Genomic DNA, 19256 nt, shown 5'->3' with positions numbered 1-19256 from the left:
GGCGGACCAGTTGCAGCGGGCGGCCTGCCGCGCCATTGGGCGGCGGCCGTGATGTGAAGAAGCGCACCGGGGTGCGCTTCGAAGTCTTCAGTGTACGGTCTTGAACTTGCCGCTGAGCACCTGATCCAGATCATCGAGCCAGGGCTCGGCGAGGTGGCGGATCTCCGCGTCGTTGAGCAGGATGCGCTGCATGATGCGCGTCTTGAGCTGGCTTTCCTCGGGCGCCAGCTGCTCGCGCTGGGCGGCATGCTTGAGCTGCGAGATCAGCAGCACGCAGGCGCCTTCCAGCTTGACGACTTCATCCCAGTTGCCCGAGCGGGCCGCGGAGAGCATGTCGGCGCTGGCCTGTTCGATCGCTTCGTAGTAGCTGATGAGGTGGGTGTTCATGGGGCTGTCCGGAATGCTGGGTGGGCGGGCTGTCGTGGTTTTGACGCGCATGGTTCAGGCCACTCGTTTGGTGTCGCCGCGTTCGCCGATGGCATGCCAGGCTTCTCGGATGGGCTGCAGCAGCCGCTGGCATTCCTGGATGGTGGCGATGTCGCTGTGCAGGTTGGCATGCGTCAGGCGCATGCACAGGTAGGCGTAGAGGTCGCGCAGGTCGCGGGCCAGGGTGCCGGATTCCAGGTTCAGGGCCGCCTTCAGCCCTTCGTCCAGGATACGGACGCAGCGGCCGAGGCTGCGGTTCTTCATCTCGTGGTTGCCGGCCTGGATGTGGCCGATGGCCTGGGTCATGCCGTCGTGCACGCCGTCGAACAGCAGGGTCACCAGGCGGTGCGGGCTGGCATTCAGCACGTCGGTTTCCAGACCGACCTTGCTGTACATGGCGCTGGCCCGATGCGTGCGCGATGCGAAGGGGGAAGAGTTGCCGTACATATGCTCAGTTCTCTGTTGGGCCGTGTTGAGACATTTTTCGACATGCCGGCGGGAAACTTGAGCCTCCGCGACGCGACGAATTGCACGGGGAAAGCAGTGGGTTTGTGAGTGGACAGTTTGAATGAAAAAGGCGCCCCGCGGGGCGCCTTGTCAGAGCAGGCAGGACAGCGCCTCAGCCAGAGGACTTGTTGGAGAACTGCTGCGTCACGTAGGCCGACAGGCCGTTGAGCTGCCCCATCTTGGTGTCCAGCGCCGTGTACTGGGCGCGCAGGCGCTTCTCCATCAGGTCCAGGTGGTCCTGCAGCCGGTCGATCTGCTTGTCGTTTTCCTTGATGCGCTTCTGCAGGCCGGTCTGGCCCACGGAGATGGCCCCGTCCGTGCTCAGGTTCTTGCTGGCGAATTCGTTCCACTTCTTGGCAAAGCCGTTGTGGCTGGCGTCGGTCACGTCCACCGCGCTGAAGAAGCGTTTGAGGTCGCCCAGATTGCCCAGGGCCTTGTCCAGCTTGGCGCTGTTGACGGTGAGCGTGCCGTTCTGCCCGGGGTCCAGGCCGATGTCGGCCAGGCGCGCAAAGGCCCCGCCCAGCGTGGTCGAGCCGCCGCTGACGTTGCGCAGCATCTGCTGCAGCGAAATGGCCTTGGCATCGCCCTGCAGGGTGCCGGCGGTCTTGGTGGCCGAGTCGTACTTGGTCTGGTCGCGCATCAGGTTCATCAGGCCGTTGTAGGCGGTGACGAAGTCCGTGATGGATTTCTTGATGGCCGCGGTGTCCGTGCTGCTGCCGATGTTGATGGCCGTGGTGCTGGTCTTCAGCAGGGTCAGCGTGAGGCCGTCGGCGACGGTGGTGAGGGTGTTGGATTCGGAACTGAGGTCCAGCCCGTCCATGTTGAAGGTGGCATTGCCGGCGCTCTGCTTGAGGCTCATGCCGCCGGCAGCCGGGCCTTCATAGCTCAGGGCGGCCAGGCTGGGGTCCGAGGCGCTGATCTGGAAGCCGTTGGTCTGCCCGCTGTCACGCGAGCGGATGACCAGGCGCGTGCCTGCGGCATCGCTGACCACGCTGGCCACCACGCCGGCATTGGCTGCGTTGAGCTTGTCGCGGATGCTGTTGAGCGTGTCCGTGGCCGTGATGTTGACGCTGATCGAGCTGCTGCCCGACTTGCCGGTGAACACGGGCGGGTCGCCTTCCCAGCTGCCCAGGGCGATGGTCAGCGTCCCCTCACCGACGGTGCTGGTGCCGCTGGCAAACACGCCGCTGGCCACGCTCTGCGCTGTGGCGAGCTGGCTGACGGTGATCACATGGCTCTGCGTGCCGGCACTCGGGCCGCTCACGGTGACGGCGGTGGCGTCCGAGCTGCTGGCCGACGAGGCGGACCAGGTGGCCGGGTCGCTCAGCTTCTGGGCGGCGGTCTGCATGGCCGACATCGCGGCCTGCATCTGCCCATAGGCTGAGATCTTGGTCTGAAGGCCGGCGGAGGCCTTCTTGATGTTGTTGATGGGTGTCTGTTCGACGGACATCAGCTTCGAGATCATGTCCTCGACATTCAATCCGCTGCCAATCCCCACTGAAGTAATGCTCGCCATGGCATCCTCTCAAAAAGACACTGCCCCAAGCCCTCTTCGGCAGGGTCGGAGCGAACTTTAGGGCTTTTTGCGTTTTTTCAGCGCCCGCAGGCCGAGACCGTCTCCCGAAAGCATCGGGAAACCGCCTCGGCCTGCAGGCTGCCGCCTGATGGCTCAGCCCTTCAGCAGCTGCAGCACCTGCTGCGGGAGCTGGTTGGCCTGCGCGACCATGGCGTTGCCGGCCTGCTGCAGGATCTGCGCCCGCGAGAGGCTGGAGGTCTCCTGCGCGTAGTCGGCGTCCATGATGCGGCTGCGGGCGGCGGCCTGGTTCTCCACCGCGACCTGCAGATTGGAGATCACGGCATCGAAGCGGTTCTGCGTCGCACCGAAGGTGGACCGGGCCAGGTTGACCTGCGCCAGCGCCAGGTCGATCTTGGCCAGTGAATCCAGGGCGCCCTGCGTGCCGCCGGCGTAGACATCGAAGGTCGTGCCGGTGCCGGCAGCGCCCAGGTTCAGGATATCCGTGGCAGTGGTGTCGATGACTGCCGCCAGCGCGCCGTCATTCTTGCCCGCTGCCGTGGTGGTGGTCAGCATGTCGCTCACCGCCACCTGGATCTGGTCGTCCGTGGTGGCGTTGGCCCCCACCTGGAAGGTGTAGGTCGTCGCCGCGCCGGTGAGGATCTGCGAGCCGTTGAAGGTGGTGTTGCGCACCAGCCGTCCGATTTCGGTCTGCAGCTGCAGGAATTCGTTGTTCAGCGCGGAGCGGTCGTCGACGTTGTTGGTGCCGTTGGCACCCTGCACCGCCAGCTCACGCATGCGCTGCAGCATGTCGCCGATCTTGCCGAGCGAGCCTTCAGCCGTCTGCGCCAGCGAAATGCCGTCATTGGCATTGCGCACGGCCACCGTCATGCCTCGGACCTGCGTGTTCATGCGTTCCGCAATCGCGAGGCCGGCGGCGTCGTCCTTGGCCGAGTTGACTCGCAGGCCGGAGGACAGGCGTTGCATCGCGACGCTCAGCATCCCCTGAGACATGTTCAGGTTGCGCTGCGCATTCAACGAGGCGATGTTGGTATTGATGGTCTGGGGCATTTGAGCACTCCTGCAAATTGCCGGAGGGTTCGGACCCCGAGGACGGCGCTCCGGCGCTTTGTGCGCTCAGGAACGAAATCTTCGGAGTCGCCCCGCGAAAGGCATCAGGCCGGAACTGAACCTGACTGCGATCCGGAGGGCTCCGGAATCCACGCCGGGAATTCCTGACGTGTTGGACGAATTCTGAAAGTGCTCGTGCGTCTCCAAAGACTCGATAAAGGGGTGAAACCACCGCCAAAACAAAAGGCAGCACCCCGCCCTGGGCGAGACGCTGCCTTCCTGCTGGGCGCCTTTGCGGCGCCGGGATCAGCCGCCGCGCAGCAGCGAAAGCACCTGCTGCGGCAGCTGGTTGGCCTGGGAGACCATCGCATTGCCAGCCTGCTGCAGGATCTGGGCGCGGCTCAGGTTGGCGGTTTCCGAGGCGTAGTCGGCATCCATGATGCGGCTGCGGGCGGCGGTCTGGCTTTCCACCGACACATTGAGGCTGGAGATCACCGCATCGAAGCGGTTCTGTGCCGCACCGAAGGTCGAGCGTGCCGTGTTCACTTGCGAGAGCGCCAGATCGATCTTGGCCATGGCATCCAGCGCACCGATGGTGGCGCCGGTGTAGACGTCGAAGGTGGTGCCCGTGCCGGCGGCGCCCACGTTCAGGATGTCGGTGTTGGTCGTGTTGATCACCTCGGCCAGGGCCGCGGCATTGGTGCCGGCGCTGGTGGTGGTGCCGGTGATGTCGACGCCGGTGATGGTGATCTGATCGTTCGTCGTGGCGTTGGCGCCCACCTGGAAGGTGAAGCCGGTGGTGCCCGTCAGCACGGGCTGGCCGTTGAAGGAGGTGTTGGCAGCCAGGCGGGTGATTTCGCTCTGCAGCTGGGTGAACTCGTTGTTCAGCGCTTCACGGTCGGTCTGGTTGTTGGTGCCGTTGGCGGACTGCACGGCCAGCTCACGCATGCGCTGCAGCATGTCGCCGATCTTGCCCAGCGCGCCTTCGGCCGTCTGCGCCATCGAGATGCCGTCGTTGGCATTGCGGATGGCCACGGTCATGCCGCGCACCTGGGTGTTCATGCGTTCCGCGATGGCCAGGCCGGCGGCGTCGTCCTTGGCGGAATTGACTCGCAGGCCCGACGACAGGCGCTGCATGCTGACAGAGAGGGAGTTCTGCGACATCGACAGATTGCGCTGTGCATTCAGCGATTGCAGATTGGTGTTGATGATTTGAGGCATGACGCGATCCTTTCAGTACCGATGAATGGAAACCGAGCCCAAGCAGACCAGCGTCGCGGCCGCTTCAGTGACAGTGCGGGCGATGTGCCTGCGCTGCCGGCCTGGTGCGCTCTCGAGGGGAGAGGCGGTGGCCGCTGTCGCTTGTCGCTAACGAGCTGGGACCCGTTGAGAGGGTTATCGGACCGATGTGGATGCGCTTGAGGTCAGACCTTGAAAAGAGGGGCCGCTCAATCACCTGAAAAGCGGGGTGATTGGCGGCCTGTTAGGGTGTTTGCGCTGGCGGGCTTTGCCCTTTGACCTCGACGGTCGTCGCAGCGTTGGAGCTCAGGGCCAGCGGGGCTGGCCCAGGGTCATCGAAGAAGCGACAGCACTTGCTGCGGCGTCTGATTCGCCTGGGCGATCATCGCCGTGCCGGCCTGCTGCAGGATCTGCGCTCGGCTCAGGTTGGCGGTTTCCATGGCGTAGTCAGCGTCCATGATGCGGCTGCGGGCGGCAGACTGGTTCTCCACCGAGACCTGCAGGCTGGAGATCGCCGCGTCGATGCGGTTCTGCGCTGCACCGAAGGTCGAGCGTGCCACGTTCACCTGGGCGATGGCCAGGTCGATCTTCGCCACCGAGTCCAGGGCGCCCTTGGTGGCGCCGGTGTAGGCGTCGAAGGTCGTGCCGGAGCCGGCGGCGCCGACGGCCAGGATGTCCGTGTTGGTGGCGTTGGTCACTTCAGCCAGCGCACCGTCGTTCTTGCCGGCGGCGGTGGTCGTGCCCAGCATGTTCAGCCCGGAGATCGAGATGACGTCATTGCTGGTCGCGTTCGCGCCGACCTGGAAGTCGAACGAGGTGGTGGTGGTCAGGGTGGCCTGGCCGTTGAACGTGGTGTTGTTGGTCAGACGGGTGATTTCGCTCTGCAGCTGCGAGAACTCGTTGTTCAGCGCGGTGCGGTCATCCGTGTTGTTGGTGCCGTTGGCCGACTGCACGGCCAGTTCACGCATGCGCTGCAGCATGTCGTTGACCTTGCCCAGTGCGCCTTCAGCCGTCTGCGCCAGGGAGATGCCGTCGTTGGCATTGCGGATGGCCACATTCATCCCCTTGACCTGGGAATTCATGCGTTCCGCGATGGCCAGACCGGCGGCATCGTCACGGGCAGAGTTGACTCGCAGGCCCGAGGACAGGCGCTGCATGGACACCGCCAGCGCAGACTGCGCGGTGTTGGCGTTGCGCTGTGCGTTCAGCGACAGCAGATTGGTATTGATGACGGCGGGCATGATGTGCTCCTTTCAGCTTGAAGAACCCCGGCTTAGCGCCGACGTGACTCGGGTGCCCGGGTACTGACACCCGTGCTTGCAGCCCGACAGGCGAACCTGCCGCTCTGCACCGCCCGGCGCTAGTCAACCGTTGAAGCCGGAACCTCGTCTTGCCATCGAGGTGCCCGTTCTCGGCCTCCTAACCGGACCACGAACCTGTTTCCAGACCCGTTGGAATGGCTATCGGAGCCCCCCAGTCGGAACTTGAGGGCTTTTTGTCAAGACCTGTGATCTTTTGAATAGCCGGGGGACTTGCCGTGCTTTTCTTCGTTTCAAGAACAGGCGGGAGCGGGCCTGGACTGTGAAGAAATGCCGGTCTGGCGTCAGGTGGGGCTGGAGGGGCTCGGGCGTCCTTTGCTGAAAGGTGGGCCGCGTCGTCGCCGCGGCACAGGTGGAAGAAGGCAAGAGGTGAGCGTCAGGAGCACGCTGCTGCGGGCCGCGCCCTCATGCCACTGGAGGCGGGGCCCTGTCTGCTATTTCGGCCCGCACCGGACGAGGCAGGCGCCGAGATGAAGGCGGCAGACCCCGCTTTTCAAGCCTTTGGCAGGGAGGGGCGATCCCTAAAGTGGGCGCCAACGCGGACGATAAGCCTGCCCCTGCCGGTCAGCGATGGCAGGCCATGCATTGTTTGCGTCCCTTTCAACGGCCCCGCACGGCCTATCTGCAGGAGATGCACATGCGTTCGACCCATACTGAAGGCGCGCGCGAGGCCTTGCCCGCCGCCATGATCAATCCCAACCCCGAAGCCCAGTGGCTGCTGGCTCAGGCCCGCAACGCGGCTTTTGCCGAGGCCTCCCGCGGTCGCCTGGGCCAGGGCCTGGCCTTGCTGGCCGGTGCACTGGAACAGGAGCCGCTGAGCCACGAGCTGCTGAGTGACATGGCTGCCTTGCTGCTGAGCGCCGGAGAGCTGACCCATGCGGTGCGCTACGCCCGCGAGGCGCTGGTCATCACGCCTCACCACGGTGCCAGCCTCTACACCCTGGGCTTTGCCCTGGCAGGCCTGGGCGAGGAGGCTGCGGCCCTGGAGGTGCTCACCCAGCTGATGACCGGGCAGGGCCTGATCAGTCTGGAACGCGAGGCTCCCGAGCTGGTGGGCCTGGTGCGCGTCGAACTGGCCCGGCTGCAGACCCGCGCCAACGAGGCGTCCGGCCTGTCATCCCAAGGCTGACAAGCCCGCCCTTCCAGCCGCCTCCAGGGGCGGCATGCCCCCGCAAAGGCCTTCTGCCCCCGTGCAGCAGGCCTTTCTTCTTTGGTTCGGCCGACAGGCTTGTAGGAATTTGCCTGACAAGCGGCTGAGAAATACCGGGACTTCATCGACGGAAATGGGCTGATGTTTCGTTCCAGTTGTGCTCTTCACAATTCGTCTCACGTTGACACGCAATTGAAGCGACACACAGGAGCCCGACATGAATGCCGATCAAATCCTCACCGAGATCCGTGAAGCCAATCTGTCGTACCTGATGCTGGCCCAGAGCCTGATCCGCACCGATCGCGAGCAGGCCCTGTTCCGCCTGGGCATCTCGGAAGAGACGGCGACGCTGATCGCCACCCTGACTCCGGCCCAGATCATGAAGATCTCCTCCGGCAACACCCTGCTGTGCCGCTTCCGCATGGACGACGACCTGGTGTGGGGCCTGCTGACCAGCCATGGCAAGCCGGCCGCCGCCAACGACCAGGTGTCCCGGCTGCATGCCTCCATCCTCCTGGCCGGCCGGCACCAGGAAGCCGCATGACATGTGTGCCCCCGGTCGCCCGGGTACGGGCGGCCACCCCCCGAGGGGGTGCAGTTCATAGCCGCCCTGGGGCGGATATGAACTGCAAGGGGGCCGGCTTGGGGCGGCCCGGCGCCGGCCCTTTGAATACGCCGTTCGAGCCCGCCGTGGGGCGGGATCGAATGTCAAGCCAGATGAACCGAGTAGTTTGAATAGACTGGAGACCTACCATGCGCAGCAAGTCCATCCTGACCGAAGCCCGCCAGATCGAGCGTGCCGTCACCCTGATCCAGCTGGGTGCCCGCCTGCAGGTGCTGGAATCGGAAACGGACCTGTCGTATGAGCGCCTGCTGCGCCTGTACAAGGAAGTCTCCGGCAAGTCGCCGTCCAAGGGCCAGCTGCCCTTCTCGACGGACTGGTTCATGACCTGGCAGCCCAATATTCATGCCTCGCTGTTCCTCAACGTGCATGAATACCTGAACAAGGTGGCCGAGATCGACGAGATCGACACGGTCATCAAGGCCTACCAGCTCTACCTGGAGCAGGTGCAGGCCCAGGGGCTGGAGCCGCTGCTGTCGGTGACCCGCGCCTGGCGTCTGGTGAAGTTCGTGGACAACGGCATGCTGACCATGACCAAGTGCTGCAAGTGCGGCGGTCACTTCGTCACCCACCCGCACGAGATCTCCCGCCATTACGTTTGCGGCCTGTGCAACCCGCCGGCCCGCGCCGGCAAGGGCCGCGCGCAGGGCGCGATCCAGATGCATTGAATCGGGGCAGGGTGGTGATGCAGGATCGATCGGCAGCACCCTCTGGCCCGAGCACGCCGCCGGGCGCCGAGCAGGCGCTGCCGGCGGCGCGCGCCTGGACCCGCCGGCTGTGGCCGGCGTCGGCGTTTCTGTGCTGGCTGCTGGGCTGGCTGCTGCTGGCGGCGCTTCAGCCGCTGGGACCACTGTGGGCCCTGGTGGGCGCGTTGCTGCCGGTCGCGGGCCTGGCCTGGTTGCATGAGCGCCGCTGGCGCCGGTTCATGGTGCTGGGTGGCTTTGCCGCCTCCTTGCTGCTGCACCAGGGGCTGGCAGGCCTGCCGGCCTGGTGCTGGCTGCTGTCTCTGGGGCTGCTGGTCCTGATGTACCCGCGCAGCACCTGGCGTGATGCCCCTCTGTTCCCGACGCCTGCCGGCGCGCTGGCGTCCCTGGCCGCCCATGTCGAACTGCCGTCCCAGGCCCGCATCCTCGACGCCGGCTGCGGCCTGGGCGCCGGCCTGCGCGAGCTGCACCGTTGTTTCCCCGCCGCAGAGATCCATGGCGTGGAATGGAGCCCCTTGCTGGCCCTGGCCTGCCGGCTGCGTCATCCCTGGGCCCGCGTCCGGCGGGGGGATATGTGGGCCCAGCCCTGGGCGGGCTACCAGCTGGTCTACCTCTTCCAGCGGCCCGAAAGCATGGCGCAGGCCGAAGCCAAGGCCCATGCAGAACTTGAGTCCGGTGCCTGGCTGATCAGCCTGGACTTTCCGCTGCCGGGCACGCCTGCCATACTGAACCAGCCCCTCGCGGGGCGTCATTCCGTTCATGTCTATCGTTTCTGAACCCTCGTCATCGGCCCGGGCCGTGCCTTCTTGGCGGTCCGCCGGGGAGATGGTGCACCGGCCTCGCTCAAGAGCCCGGGCGCATGGCCGATAAGGGCTTCAGACACAGCAGCATTCACACACCATGTTCGTCATCGTCGGCTGGCTCATTGCCATGGGTTGCATCTTCGGCGTGTTCATCGCGCACGGAGGCAATATCGGCGTCGTGCTGCATGCACTGCCCTTCGAGTTCATCACCATCTTCGGGGCCGCCTTCGGCGCCTTCCTGGCCAACAACCAGATGAAGGTGGTCAAGGGCGCCATGAAGGGCCTGGGCATGTGCTTCAAGGGCAGCAAGTTCAGCAAGGCGCGCTACATGGAGCTGCTGGCGCTCATGTACGACATCCTCCAGAAGGCCCGCAAGGAGGGCCTGATGTCCATCGAGAAGGACGTCGAGGACCCGCACAGCTCGCCCCTGTTCCAGAAGTACCCGACGGTGGGCAACGACCACCACGTGACCGAGTTCATCACCGACTACCTGCGCATGATGGTCTCGGGCAATCTCAACGCCCATGAGATCGAGTCCCTGATGGACGCCGAGATCGAAACCCACCACCAGGAAGAGCATGCCGCCGTGGCAGCCCTCAATCGCCTGGCAGGCGGCCTGCCGGCCTTCGGCATCGTGGCCGCCGTGCTGGGTGTGGTGAACACCATGGGCTCGGTGGGCCAGCCCCCGGCCGTGCTGGGCGGCATGATCGGCTCGGCCCTGGTCGGTACCTTCCTCGGCATTCTGCTGGCCTATGGTTTCGCGGAGCCGCTGGCCGGCCTGCTGGAGCAGAAGGTGGAGGACGCCGGCAAGGAGCTGCAGTGCATCAAGACCACCCTGCTGGCCAGCATGCAGGGCTATGCGCCGCAGGTGGCCATCGAGTTCGGCCGCAAGGTGCTGTACTCGGGCGACCGCCCCAGCTTCACCGAACTCGAGAGCCACGTGAAGGGCAAGAAATGAGGCTGAGTTCCTCGATGCCTGCCAACGCCAGGGGAGGGCAGCACCATGGCCGGTGACGCCAAGAAGCTCCAGCCCATCATCATCAAGAAGATCAAGAAGGGCGGCCATGGCGCCCATGGTGGCGCGTGGAAGATCGCCTATGCCGACTTCGTGACGGCCATGATGGCCTTCTTCCTGCTGATGTGGCTGCTGGGCTCCACGACGGAGGGCGACAAGAAAGGCATTGCCGACTACTTCTCCTCGCCGCTGAAGGTGGCCTTGAGCGGCGGCTCGGGCTCGGGTGATTCATCGCACGTGATCAAGGGCGGGGGGCAAGACCTGACCCGCCAGACGGGCCAGGTCAAGGCCGGTGATGTCGACGCCCCGCGCCACACCATCAACCTGCGTGCCCTGAAGGAGGAGCAGCGCCGTGCCGAGCGCACCCGCCTGCAGGAGCTCAAGGACAAGATCAAGGAGGTGCTGGCCAACAACCCCTCCCTGGCATCACTGGGGGGGCAGATCCGTCTCGAAATGACACGCGAGGGCCTGCGCATCCAGATCGTCGACGAGAACAACCGTCCCATGTTCGACAGCGGCAGCGCCGTGGTCAAACCCTATATGCGAGAACTACTTCGCGAACTTGGCGCCGTCCTCGCGGAGGTGCCCAACCGCCTGACGCTGGAGGGGCATACTGATGCTCAGCCCTTCTCGGGGGGCGAGCGGGGATACAGCAACTGGGAGCTGTCGGCGGACCGTGCCAACGCTTCCAGGCGGGAGTTGCTGTCCGGGGGATTGCCGGAGTCGCGGGTGCTGCGTGTGCAGGGCCTGGCGGCGAGCAAGCTGCTGGAGCCCGACGATCCCCGAAGCCCGATCAACCGCCGGATCAGCATCATCGTGATGAACCGTGATGCGGAAGACGCGGTGCTGAAAAATCTGCCGGACAACGAGGACGAACCGGCCGACAATGCAGCATCAGCGGCCGAGAAACCGTAAAGAAGCGTTGAAACGTCCCGTCGCAGCAGGCCCTCGCCACCGCCGGTCAGGCCCGCTGCAGGAACCAGGTTCGACCAGCCCTCAAGCCCCTTGCGAGGAACGCCATGAGCACTGATATGAAATTTCTGATCGTCGATGACTTCTCGACCATGCGCCGCATCGTGCGCGGTCTGCTGAAGGAGATCGGCTACAACAATGCCGAAGAGGCTGAGGATGGCGTCGAGGCCCTGAACATGCTGAAGAACGGCAAGTTCGACTTTGTGGTGAGCGACATCAACATGCCCAATATGACGGGCTTCGAGCTGCTCAAGGCCATCAAGGAAGACGCCTCGCTGAAGCACCTGCCGGTGCTGATGGTGACCGCCGAAGCGCGCAAGGAAGACATCGTGCTGGCCGCCCAGAGTGGCGCCGCCGGCTACATCGTCAAACCCTTCACCAAGGCGACGCTGGAAGAGAAGGTGCAGAAGATCATGCAGAAGCTGGCCGCGGCCGCTTGAGGGAGAAGGCCATGAAAGCCGAAGATTTCACCAAGCTGGGCGCAGGTACTGACCCCCTGATGGTCTCGCCGGAGGTGTTCCAGCAACTGGGCACCATCACGCGGGTCCTGCACGACACCATGCAGCAGCTGGGCGTGATGCCCAAGCTCCAGACCGCCACCGACGGCCTGCCCGACGCGCGCAGCCGCCTCACCTACATCGCCAACAAGACCGCCGAGGCCGCCAACAAGGTGCTGAACTCGGTGGACCAGGCCAAGAGCGAGCACGCCAAGATCTCGGCCGCGACGGCGGAGATGGCCAAGGCCATCACGGCGGACCCGGTCAAGGCCGTGGCCTCGGGCGCTGTCTTCAATTTCGTCAAGCAGGTCGAGGACTCCACCGCCCACATCGACCAGCACCTGACGGACATCATGCTGTCCCAGGACTTCCACGATCTGACCGGTCAGGTGGTCGCCAAGGTGGTGACCCTGGCCAATGACCTCGAAGACAGTCTGGTCAAGCTGCTGGTGCAGGTGGTGCCGCCCGAACAGCGCGAGAAGGTGGACCCCAACATCCTGCAGGGTCCGGTCGTGAATCCGGAAGGTCGCACCGACGTCGTAGCCAACCAGAGCGAGGTCGACGACCTGCTGGCCAGCCTGGGCTTCTGACCCTTTGTTGTCCTCCGGCCCGGCCGGCCACATCAGGTGGCGCCGGACCTTCCACAGCCCGCTGTGTGCGATGCACCGGCGGGCTTTTTGTTTGTGCCCATGACTTCGCGGTGCTGGCGAGGCCGTTGACACGTCGGCCGCTGCAGTGCGCCCCGCAGCACGGCGCTGGCGGGAATGACCGCCCCTTTCCCCCTGCTTATCCGGCTTAAGTTTCCCCGGCCTACGGCCAAGAATGTCGCCATCCCCCGGACCGTCCCGTCCGGCGGCACTACGCCATGGCAGACCAAGACGCACAGGACCGCAACTTACCGGCATCGGCCAAGAAGATCCAACGATCTCGGGCCGAGGGCCAGCTGCCGCGCTCGCGTGACCTGCCGCACTTCGCCATGCTGGTCAGCGCCGGCGCCCTGCTGTCCGCCGGTGCGCCCCAGGCCCTGGACTGGCTGCAGAAGATGATCCAGCACGGCCTGCGCTTCGACGCCCAGCTGCTGCAGCGCCCCGGCTTCATGGGCGAGCGCCTGGGTGAACTCACGATGCAGGCGCTGCTGTTCCTGCTGCCCATCTGCGGCTTGCTGATGCTGGTCGCCGTGGCCGCCAATGTGGCTGCCGGCGGCTGGAACTGGACCCTCAAGCCGCTCACGCCGCGCTTCGAGCACCTCAATCCCTTGCAGGGCATCGCGCGCTTGTTCCAGTGGCAGCAGCTGGGCCAGGCGCTCAAGGCCGTGCTGCTGGCCCTGCTGCTCGGCGGCGTGGGCGCCATGGTGCTGCGCGACCGCATCTCGGCCTATGTGGGCATCATGTCCGTGCCCCTGCCCAGCGCCATTGCCTACGCCGGCCAGCAGCTGATGCAGGGCCTGGCCCTGCTGGGCCTGGCGCTGGCCCTGTTCGCCATCATCGACGTCCCGCTGCAGCGCCATCTCTACCTCAAGCGCCTGCGCATGAGCCGCGAAGAGGCCAAGCAGGAAATGAAGGAGATCGAGGGCAACCTCGAGATGAAAGGCAAGATGCGGGCCCGCATGCGCGAGATGGCCAAGCGCCGCATGATGGCCGCCGTGCCCACCGCCGACCTGGTGGTGATGAATCCCACCCACTACGCCGTGGCGCTCAAGTACGAAGAGGGCAGCATGGCCGCGCCCAAGGTCGTGGCCAAGGGCACGGACCTGCTGGCCTTGCGCATCCGCGACCTGGCCAAGGACTCCAAGGTCCCGGTGCTGCAATCCCCCATGCTCGCCCGCGCCCTCTACGCCCACGCCGAGGTGGACCGCGAGATCCCCGCCGCCCTGTTCGCCGCCGTGGCCCAGGTGCTGGCCTATGTGTACCAGCTCAAGGCCGCGATGGCCGGCCAGGGTCAAGCCCCCACGCAGATGCCGGATCCGCAGGTGCCGCCCGAGCTGGACCCGCACAACAAGCCGCATCGCCCCGCCGATGCCGATCTTCTGGAGGATGAGGCATGAACGCCCTGATGGCTCAACTGCAGGCCATGCTCGGCCCGCGCGCGCAGATCGTCGGCGCCCTGGGCGCGCCCATCGCCATCATCATGATCCTGTCCATGATGGTGCTGCCGCTGCCGCCCTTCGTGCTGGACCTGCTGTTCACCTTCAACATCGCCATGGCTGTGATGGTGATGATGGTGGCGGCGCACATGCTCAAGCCGCTGGACTTCGCGGCCTTCCCCACGGTGCTGCTGCTGACCACGCTGATGCGCCTCTCGCTGAACGTGGCCTCCACCCGCGTGGTGCTGCTGCAGGGCCACACCGGCACGGGTGCGGCGGGCCGCGTGATCGAGTCCTTCGGCCACTTCCTGATCGGCGGCAACTTTGCCGTCGGCCTGATCGTGTTCGCCATCCTGGTGGTGATCAACTTCATCGTGGTGACCAAGGGTGCGGAGCGCATCGCCGAGGTCGGGGCGCGCTTCACCCTGGATGCCATGCCCGGCAAGCAGATGGCGGTCGATGCCGACCTCAACGCCGGCCTGATCGACGAGAAGGAAGCCAAGCGCCGCCGCGCCGAGCTCAGCGACGAAGCCGACTTCTTCGGCTCCATGGACGGTGCCAGCAAGTTCGTGCGCGGTGATGCCGTGGCGGGCATCCTGATCCTCTTCATCAACATCATCGGCGGCTTCATCATTGGCGTGGTCCAGCACGGCCTGTCCGCCGGCCAGGCGGCCGATTCCTACATCCTGCTGGCCGTCGGTGACGCGCTGGTGGCCCAGGTGCCGGCCCTGCTGATCTCCGTTGCTGCCGCCATGGTCGTGTCGCGCGTCGGCAAGGACAAGGACATCGGCACCATGATCGGACGCCAGGTCTTTGGCTCGGCCAAGAGCCTGTCCATCACCGCCGGCGTCATCGGCATGCTGGGCCTGATCCCGGGCATGCCGCATGTGGTCTTCCTGCTGATCGCGTCCGGCCTGGGCTACCTGGCCTGGTGGCTCAAGCGCAAGGAGCAGCTGGCGCAGGAAGCCAAGGCCGAACAGATGCCGCCTCCGCCGCCCGAGGCCAATGCAGAGGCCAGCTGGGACGACCTGCAGCCAGTGGATGTGCTGGGCCTGGAGGTCGGCTACCGGCTGATCACCCTCGTGGACAAGACCAAGGAGGGCGACCTGCTCTCGCGCATCAAGGGCGTGCGCCGCAAGTTCGCGCAGGAGGTGGGCTTCCTGCCGCCGGCCGTGCACATCCGCGACAACCTCGAGCTGCGCCCCAGTCAGTACCGCCTGATCCTGCGCGGCGCCGTCATCGGCGAGGCCGAGGCCTATCCCGGCATGTGGCTCGCCATCAACCCCGGCCATGCCACGCAGAAGCTGATCGGCACCGCCACCACCGACCCCGCCTTCGGCCTGCCCGCGACCTGGATCGAGGAGCGCCAGCGGGAAATGGCCCAAATGGCCGGATTTACCGTCGTTGATTGTTCGACTGTCATTGCCACCCATCTTTCACACTTGATGCAAGTTCACGCGGCCCGTCTCCTGGGTCGTGTGGAGGCCCAGCAGCTGGTGGACCACCTCACCAAGCAGCAACCCCAGTTGATCGAAGACGTGATCCCCAAGATGGTCGGCATCGCCACACTGCAAAAGGTTCTCCAGTTCCTGCTGGAAGAGGGCGTGCACATCCGCGACATGCGCTCCATCGTCGAGTCCATCGCGGAGAACGCCGGCGCCACCAACGATCCCATCGAGCTGGGCCGCCGCGTCCGCGTGCACATCGCTCCGGCCATCGTCCAGCAGATCTACGGCCCCGTGAAGGAGCTGGACGTGATCGCCCTGGAGCCCGAGCTGGAGCGCCTGGTCACCCAGGCCCTGAACTCCCCCCATGGCGCCGCGCTGGACCCCGGCGTGGCCGACACGCTGGCCCGCAGCGCGGCCGAGCAGAGCCAGGCCCAGGAGGACCGCGGCGTACCCGCCTGCCTGCTGGTGCCGGACCTGATCCGTGCGCCGCTGGCCCGACTGCTGCGCCGTGCCGCCCCGCGCCTCAAGGTGCTGGGCCACAGCGAGATTCCCGAGACCCACTCGATCCGCATCGGATCCATCATCGGAGCAGCCGCATGAGCGCCCGCGCCTTGATGACTGATGCTCTGCCTTGTCTGGAGGCCGCATGAACGTCAAACGCTTCACCGCCCGTACGTCCCGCGAGGCCCTCGCGCTGGTGCGCCAGGCCTTTGGCGACGATGCCGTCGTGCTGTCCAACAAGCCCTGCGCCGGAGGCGTGGAGGTGCTGGCCATGGCCCCCGAGGGCATGAACCAGATCGAGCGCGTGGCCGCCACCGCACCGCGCGCCGAAGCCCGCGGCCCGGCCCGCGTGCAGGCCCGCCCTGCCACCGCACCCGTGCCCACCATGGCCGGCAGCGCCCGCCTGGCCCAGCGCGTGGCCGAGCGCAATGAACCCAGCTTTGGCCAGCCCGTGGACGAGGACGTGCAGACCCTGGCCATGAGCACCCTGAGCTTCCAGGACTATGTCCGCGAGCGCATGCTCAAGCGCCGCCAGGCCGAGCTCAACGGTCAGCCCGATCCCATGGACCTGCCCGCTGCGGCACCCGAGCTGCCCGCCGCCGAAAGCCTGGCCACCATGGCCGCCGCCCGCCAGCAACGCGCGCAGTCCGCCATGCAGACCCTCAACGCCCGCCGCCTGGACACCCCGGCAGCGCCCGTGGCCGAGCCGCCGCGCCGCAACCCGCCCGTGCTGCGCGACGAGATCCGCATCTCTGCCGAGCAGCGCCCCATGCCCCAGCTCTCCGACATGCCCGGCACCGCCCGCCGCGACCAGCAGGACATGATGAATGAGCTGCGCTCGATGAAGGGCCTGATCGAGGAGCGCTTCGGCGCCCTGGCCTTCATGGAGAAGCTGCAGCGCCAGCCCGTGCAGGCCCGCCTGACGCAGCGCCTGCTGGACGTGGGCTTCTCGCCCGCCCTGGTGCGCAAGCTGGTCGAGGGCTGCCCTGCGCATCTGGAGGGCAAGGAAGGCGCCGATGAAACCCAGTGGGCCGCGCAGGTGCTGGCCCGCAACCTGATCACCGACGAGACCAACCTGCCGCTGGAGGAGCAGGGCGGTGTCTTCGCCCTGATCGGCTCCACCGGTGTGGGCAAGACCACCACCACGGCCAAGATCGCCGCCGCCTTCGCGACCCGCCATGGCGCCTCGCAGCTGGGCCTGATCACGCTGGATGCCTACCGCGTCGGCGCCCACGAGCAGCTGCGCGCCTATGGCCGCATCCTGGGCGTGCCCGTGCACACGGCGCACGACCGCGCTTCGCTGGAAGACCTGCTGGAGCTGCTGTCGGCCAAGAAGATGGTGCTGATCGATACCGCCGGCATGGCCCAGCGCGACAGCCGCACCCACGAGCTGCTGGAGATGCTGGCCCACCCGAGCATCCGCCGCATCCTGGTGGTCAATGCCGCCCAGCAGGGCGAGACCATCGAGGACGTGGCCGGCGCCTGGCGCGCCCAGACCTGCCAGGGCGTGGTGCTGTCCAAGATCGACGAAGCCGTGAAGCTGGCGCCCGCGCTGGACACCATGATTCGCCATCGTTTGCGCATTATTGGCGTTGCCAACGGGCAGCGGGTGCCGGAAGATTGGCATCGCCTGTCGGCGACGGCCCTGGTGCAGCGCGCGCTGCGCAGCCAGGCCCACGCCGCTTGGCGCATGGACAGCGCCGATGTGAACCTGATCTTTGCCGGAGGCCCCGCGCTGGCCGCCGTGCAGTCCACGGCCCCGGGCGTGCACTGACCCGCCCCAGAGTCATCGAACCCATCGAGACCACCCCATGCGCGAGCCACCCTTCAGCAAGACCCCGCAAGACCAGGCCGATGGCCTTCGCAAGCTCTTTGCCGCCTCACGCGTTCGCTTCATCCCTGTGGTGAGCAACCCCGAGGTGCTGGACTCCGGCGTGCTGCTGGAAGGCCTGTGCGCCGCCTTTTCCGAGATGGGCCTGCAGACCCTGGTGGTCGATGCAGGCGAGCTGTCTCCGGCGGCCACGGAGATGGCCGCGGTGGACCTCTCGGCCTGTGTGGAACGGCTGTCTCGCCAGGTGAGCTACCTGGCCGCGCGCGGCCTGCCGCTGCGCTACATCAATGCCAACGGGTCCGCTGCCGAATTCCTGCAGGCCCTCAGCGAGGCGGCGCCCCAGGCCGACGTGATGATCCTGCACGCCCCGGCCGCCGAGCTGGCCCGCGTGCTCAATTCCCGCGAGCTGCGCCCGGTGCTGCTGGCCGACACCGACGCCCGCAGCGTCACCCAGGCCTATGCCGGCATGAAGTGGCTCAGCCAGCGCGCCGGCATCATGGTCTACAGCCTCTTGATGGCCTGCCACCCGCAGCTGCGCCTGGCGGAGCGCATTGCCCAGCAGATCAGCAGCTGCGGCGATGGCTTCCTGGGCGCCGTGCTGCGTGACTGGGCCTGCATGGATCCCCGCACGCCGCCCACGGCCCCGCTGTCGCCCGAAGTGCGACACCTGGCCCGCGAGCTCCTGGCGGTCGTGCCCCAGGGCCTGGCGCCGGATGCGGCCCAGCAGGCCCGCCCGCTGCGGCCCCTGGTGAATCTCCGTCCGGCGCGGCCGGCGGTGGCCGCCAACTGATGTTGCAGGAGCTGAAGATGTATACCGCCAAAGGCCGCCTCGACAACTCTGCGCTGATCCAGCAGTACAGCGGTCTGGTTCGACGCCTGGCTCACCAGATGATCGCCAAGCTGCCGGCCAATGTGGAACTGGACGACCTGATCCAGGTGGGCCTGATCGGGCTCACCGATGCGCTGTCGCGGTTCGATTCCGCGCAGGGCGTGCAGTTCGAGACTTTCGCCACCCAGCGCATCCGCGGCGCCATGCTGGACGAGCTGCGCGGCGGTGACTGGATGAGCCGCGGCACGCGCCGCCAGCAGCGCTCCATCGAGACGGCGGTTCACAAGCTGGAACAGCGGCTGGGCCGTGCGCCGCATGAATCCGAGATCGCTGCCGAGATGGGCCTCAGTCTGGGCGACTACCAGGACATGCTGTCCAAAGTGCGCGGCACCCAGCTGGTTTACCTGGAGGACATGAGTGGCGAGGAGGGGAGTGATGACTACCTCGATCGTCACGTGGTCGACGAGAGCAACAACCCCATGGCGCAGCTGCAGGACCATCGCATGCGCGAGGCCCTGGTCGCCGCCATCAAGAACCTGCCCGAGCGCGAGCAGTACGTGATGAGCATGTACTACGAGCACGACATGAACCTCAAGGAAATCGCGGCGGTGCTCAAAGTGACCGAATCCCGGGTCTGCCAACTGCACAGTCAGGCCATCGCCCGCTTGCGCGTAAAGCTGCGCGACTGGTAAAACTTCTCCCCAGACGGCCGGGTCCGGCCTGGAG

At 66.3% G+C, this 19256-nt stretch carries 19 protein-coding genes; 13 read left to right on the top strand and 6 right to left on the bottom strand.

All coding sequences use genetic code 11. From position 1 onward, the window contains the following. Positions 1 to 87 precede the first annotated feature (87 nt). From ABDJ40_RS18690 to ABDJ40_RS18665, 6 genes are all read right to left on the bottom strand, one after another. Positions 88 to 387: a flagellar protein FliT gene (locus ABDJ40_RS18690; protein WP_183105270.1), complete on the bottom strand. Its 300-nt coding sequence runs from the start codon at positions 385 to 387 to the stop codon at positions 88 to 90. A gap of 54 nt (positions 388 to 441) precedes the next feature. Next, positions 442 to 873, bottom strand: a complete 432-nt coding sequence (fliS, locus tag ABDJ40_RS18685; RefSeq protein WP_347611875.1) for a flagellar export chaperone FliS — start codon at positions 871 to 873, stop codon at positions 442 to 444. Between the two features lie 172 nt (positions 874 to 1045). Beyond that, positions 1046 to 2449: a flagellar filament capping protein FliD gene (gene fliD / locus ABDJ40_RS18680; protein ID WP_347611874.1), complete on the bottom strand. Its 1404-nt coding sequence runs from the start codon at positions 2447 to 2449 to the stop codon at positions 1046 to 1048. 153 nt (positions 2450 to 2602) lie between these two features. Further along, positions 2603 to 3517, bottom strand: a complete 915-nt coding sequence (locus ABDJ40_RS18675; RefSeq protein ID WP_347611872.1) for a flagellin N-terminal helical domain-containing protein — start codon at positions 3515 to 3517, stop codon at positions 2603 to 2605. Between the two features lie 306 nt (positions 3518 to 3823). After that, a complete protein-coding gene (locus ABDJ40_RS18670; protein WP_183105266.1) occupies positions 3824 to 4738 on the bottom strand; it encodes a flagellin N-terminal helical domain-containing protein in 915 nt (304 codons plus the stop codon). Between the two features lie 350 nt (positions 4739 to 5088). Next, on the bottom strand, positions 5089 to 5997 hold the full coding sequence (locus ABDJ40_RS18665) for a flagellin N-terminal helical domain-containing protein (protein ID WP_347611868.1): 909 nt from the start codon (positions 5995 to 5997) through the stop codon (positions 5089 to 5091). Positions 5998 to 6712: 715 nt separating this feature from the next. On the opposite strand from ABDJ40_RS18665, the gene ABDJ40_RS18660 reads away from it, so the two are divergent. The 13 genes from ABDJ40_RS18660 (at position 6713) to ABDJ40_RS18600 (ending at position 19222) form a co-directional block, all read left to right on the top strand. Beyond that, positions 6713 to 7204 carry a hypothetical protein gene (locus ABDJ40_RS18660; protein WP_347611865.1) on the top strand — a complete coding sequence of 164 codons (492 nt, stop codon included), beginning with the start codon at positions 6713 to 6715 and terminating at the stop codon, positions 7202 to 7204. 238 nt (positions 7205 to 7442) lie between these two features. Next, entirely contained in the window at positions 7443 to 7769 is a 327-nt protein-coding gene (flhD, locus tag ABDJ40_RS18655; RefSeq protein WP_347611863.1) for a flagellar transcriptional regulator FlhD, read from the top strand. Between the two features lie 209 nt (positions 7770 to 7978). Next, positions 7979 to 8515, top strand: a complete 537-nt coding sequence (gene flhC, locus ABDJ40_RS18650) for a flagellar transcriptional regulator FlhC (RefSeq protein ID WP_183105262.1) — start codon at positions 7979 to 7981, stop codon at positions 8513 to 8515. 17 nt (positions 8516 to 8532) lie between these two features. After that, complete coding sequence (locus ABDJ40_RS18645) at positions 8533 to 9327, top strand: class I SAM-dependent methyltransferase (protein ID WP_347611860.1); 795 nt, start codon at positions 8533 to 8535, stop codon at positions 9325 to 9327. A gap of 124 nt (positions 9328 to 9451) precedes the next feature. Further along, positions 9452 to 10312: a flagellar motor stator protein MotA gene (gene motA, locus ABDJ40_RS18640; RefSeq protein WP_269633793.1), complete on the top strand. Its 861-nt coding sequence runs from the start codon at positions 9452 to 9454 to the stop codon at positions 10310 to 10312. Positions 10313 to 10357: 45 nt separating this feature from the next. Then, on the top strand, positions 10358 to 11284 hold the full coding sequence (gene motB, locus ABDJ40_RS18635) for a flagellar motor protein MotB (RefSeq protein ID WP_269633794.1): 927 nt from the start codon (positions 10358 to 10360) through the stop codon (positions 11282 to 11284). A 104-nt stretch (positions 11285 to 11388) separates the two neighbouring features. Next, on the top strand, positions 11389 to 11781 hold the full coding sequence (cheY, locus tag ABDJ40_RS18630) for a chemotaxis response regulator CheY (protein WP_183105258.1): 393 nt from the start codon (positions 11389 to 11391) through the stop codon (positions 11779 to 11781). 11 nt (positions 11782 to 11792) lie between these two features. Beyond that, the gene (locus ABDJ40_RS18625; RefSeq protein ID WP_183105257.1) at positions 11793 to 12428 is read left to right on the top strand and encodes a protein phosphatase CheZ; all 636 of its coding nucleotides are present in this window, start codon (positions 11793 to 11795) and stop codon (positions 12426 to 12428) included. 275 nt (positions 12429 to 12703) lie between these two features. Then, positions 12704 to 13882, top strand: a complete 1179-nt coding sequence (flhB, locus tag ABDJ40_RS18620) for a flagellar biosynthesis protein FlhB (RefSeq protein WP_347611857.1) — start codon at positions 12704 to 12706, stop codon at positions 13880 to 13882. After that, positions 13879 to 15969, top strand: coding sequence for a flagellar biosynthesis protein FlhA (gene flhA / locus ABDJ40_RS18615; protein ID WP_430765658.1), 2091 nt, complete (start codon positions 13879 to 13881; stop codon positions 15967 to 15969). Before flhB ends, flhA begins: the two co-directional genes overlap by 4 nt. Positions 15970 to 16015: 46 nt before the next feature. After that, positions 16016 to 17644 (top strand): flagellar biosynthesis GTPase FlhF, encoded by a 1629-nt coding sequence (gene flhF, locus ABDJ40_RS18610; RefSeq protein WP_347611855.1) that lies wholly within the window; start codon positions 16016 to 16018, stop codon positions 17642 to 17644. Positions 17645 to 17681: 37 nt separating this feature from the next. Beyond that, positions 17682 to 18491, top strand: coding sequence for a MinD/ParA family ATP-binding protein (locus ABDJ40_RS18605; protein ID WP_347611853.1), 810 nt, complete (start codon positions 17682 to 17684; stop codon positions 18489 to 18491). A 17-nt stretch (positions 18492 to 18508) separates the two neighbouring features. Continuing rightward, positions 18509 to 19222 carry an RNA polymerase sigma factor FliA gene (locus ABDJ40_RS18600; protein ID WP_269633798.1) on the top strand — a complete coding sequence of 238 codons (714 nt, stop codon included), beginning with the start codon at positions 18509 to 18511 and terminating at the stop codon, positions 19220 to 19222. Positions 19223 to 19256 lie beyond the last annotated feature (34 nt).

The sequence above is a fragment of the Roseateles flavus genome (assembly GCF_039872765.1).
Taxonomy (GTDB): domain Bacteria; phylum Pseudomonadota; class Gammaproteobacteria; order Burkholderiales; family Burkholderiaceae_C; genus Roseateles_B; species Roseateles_B flavus.
Note: the sequence above shows the minus strand (reverse complement) of the source record. Positions and strands in the feature narration are given on the sequence as shown.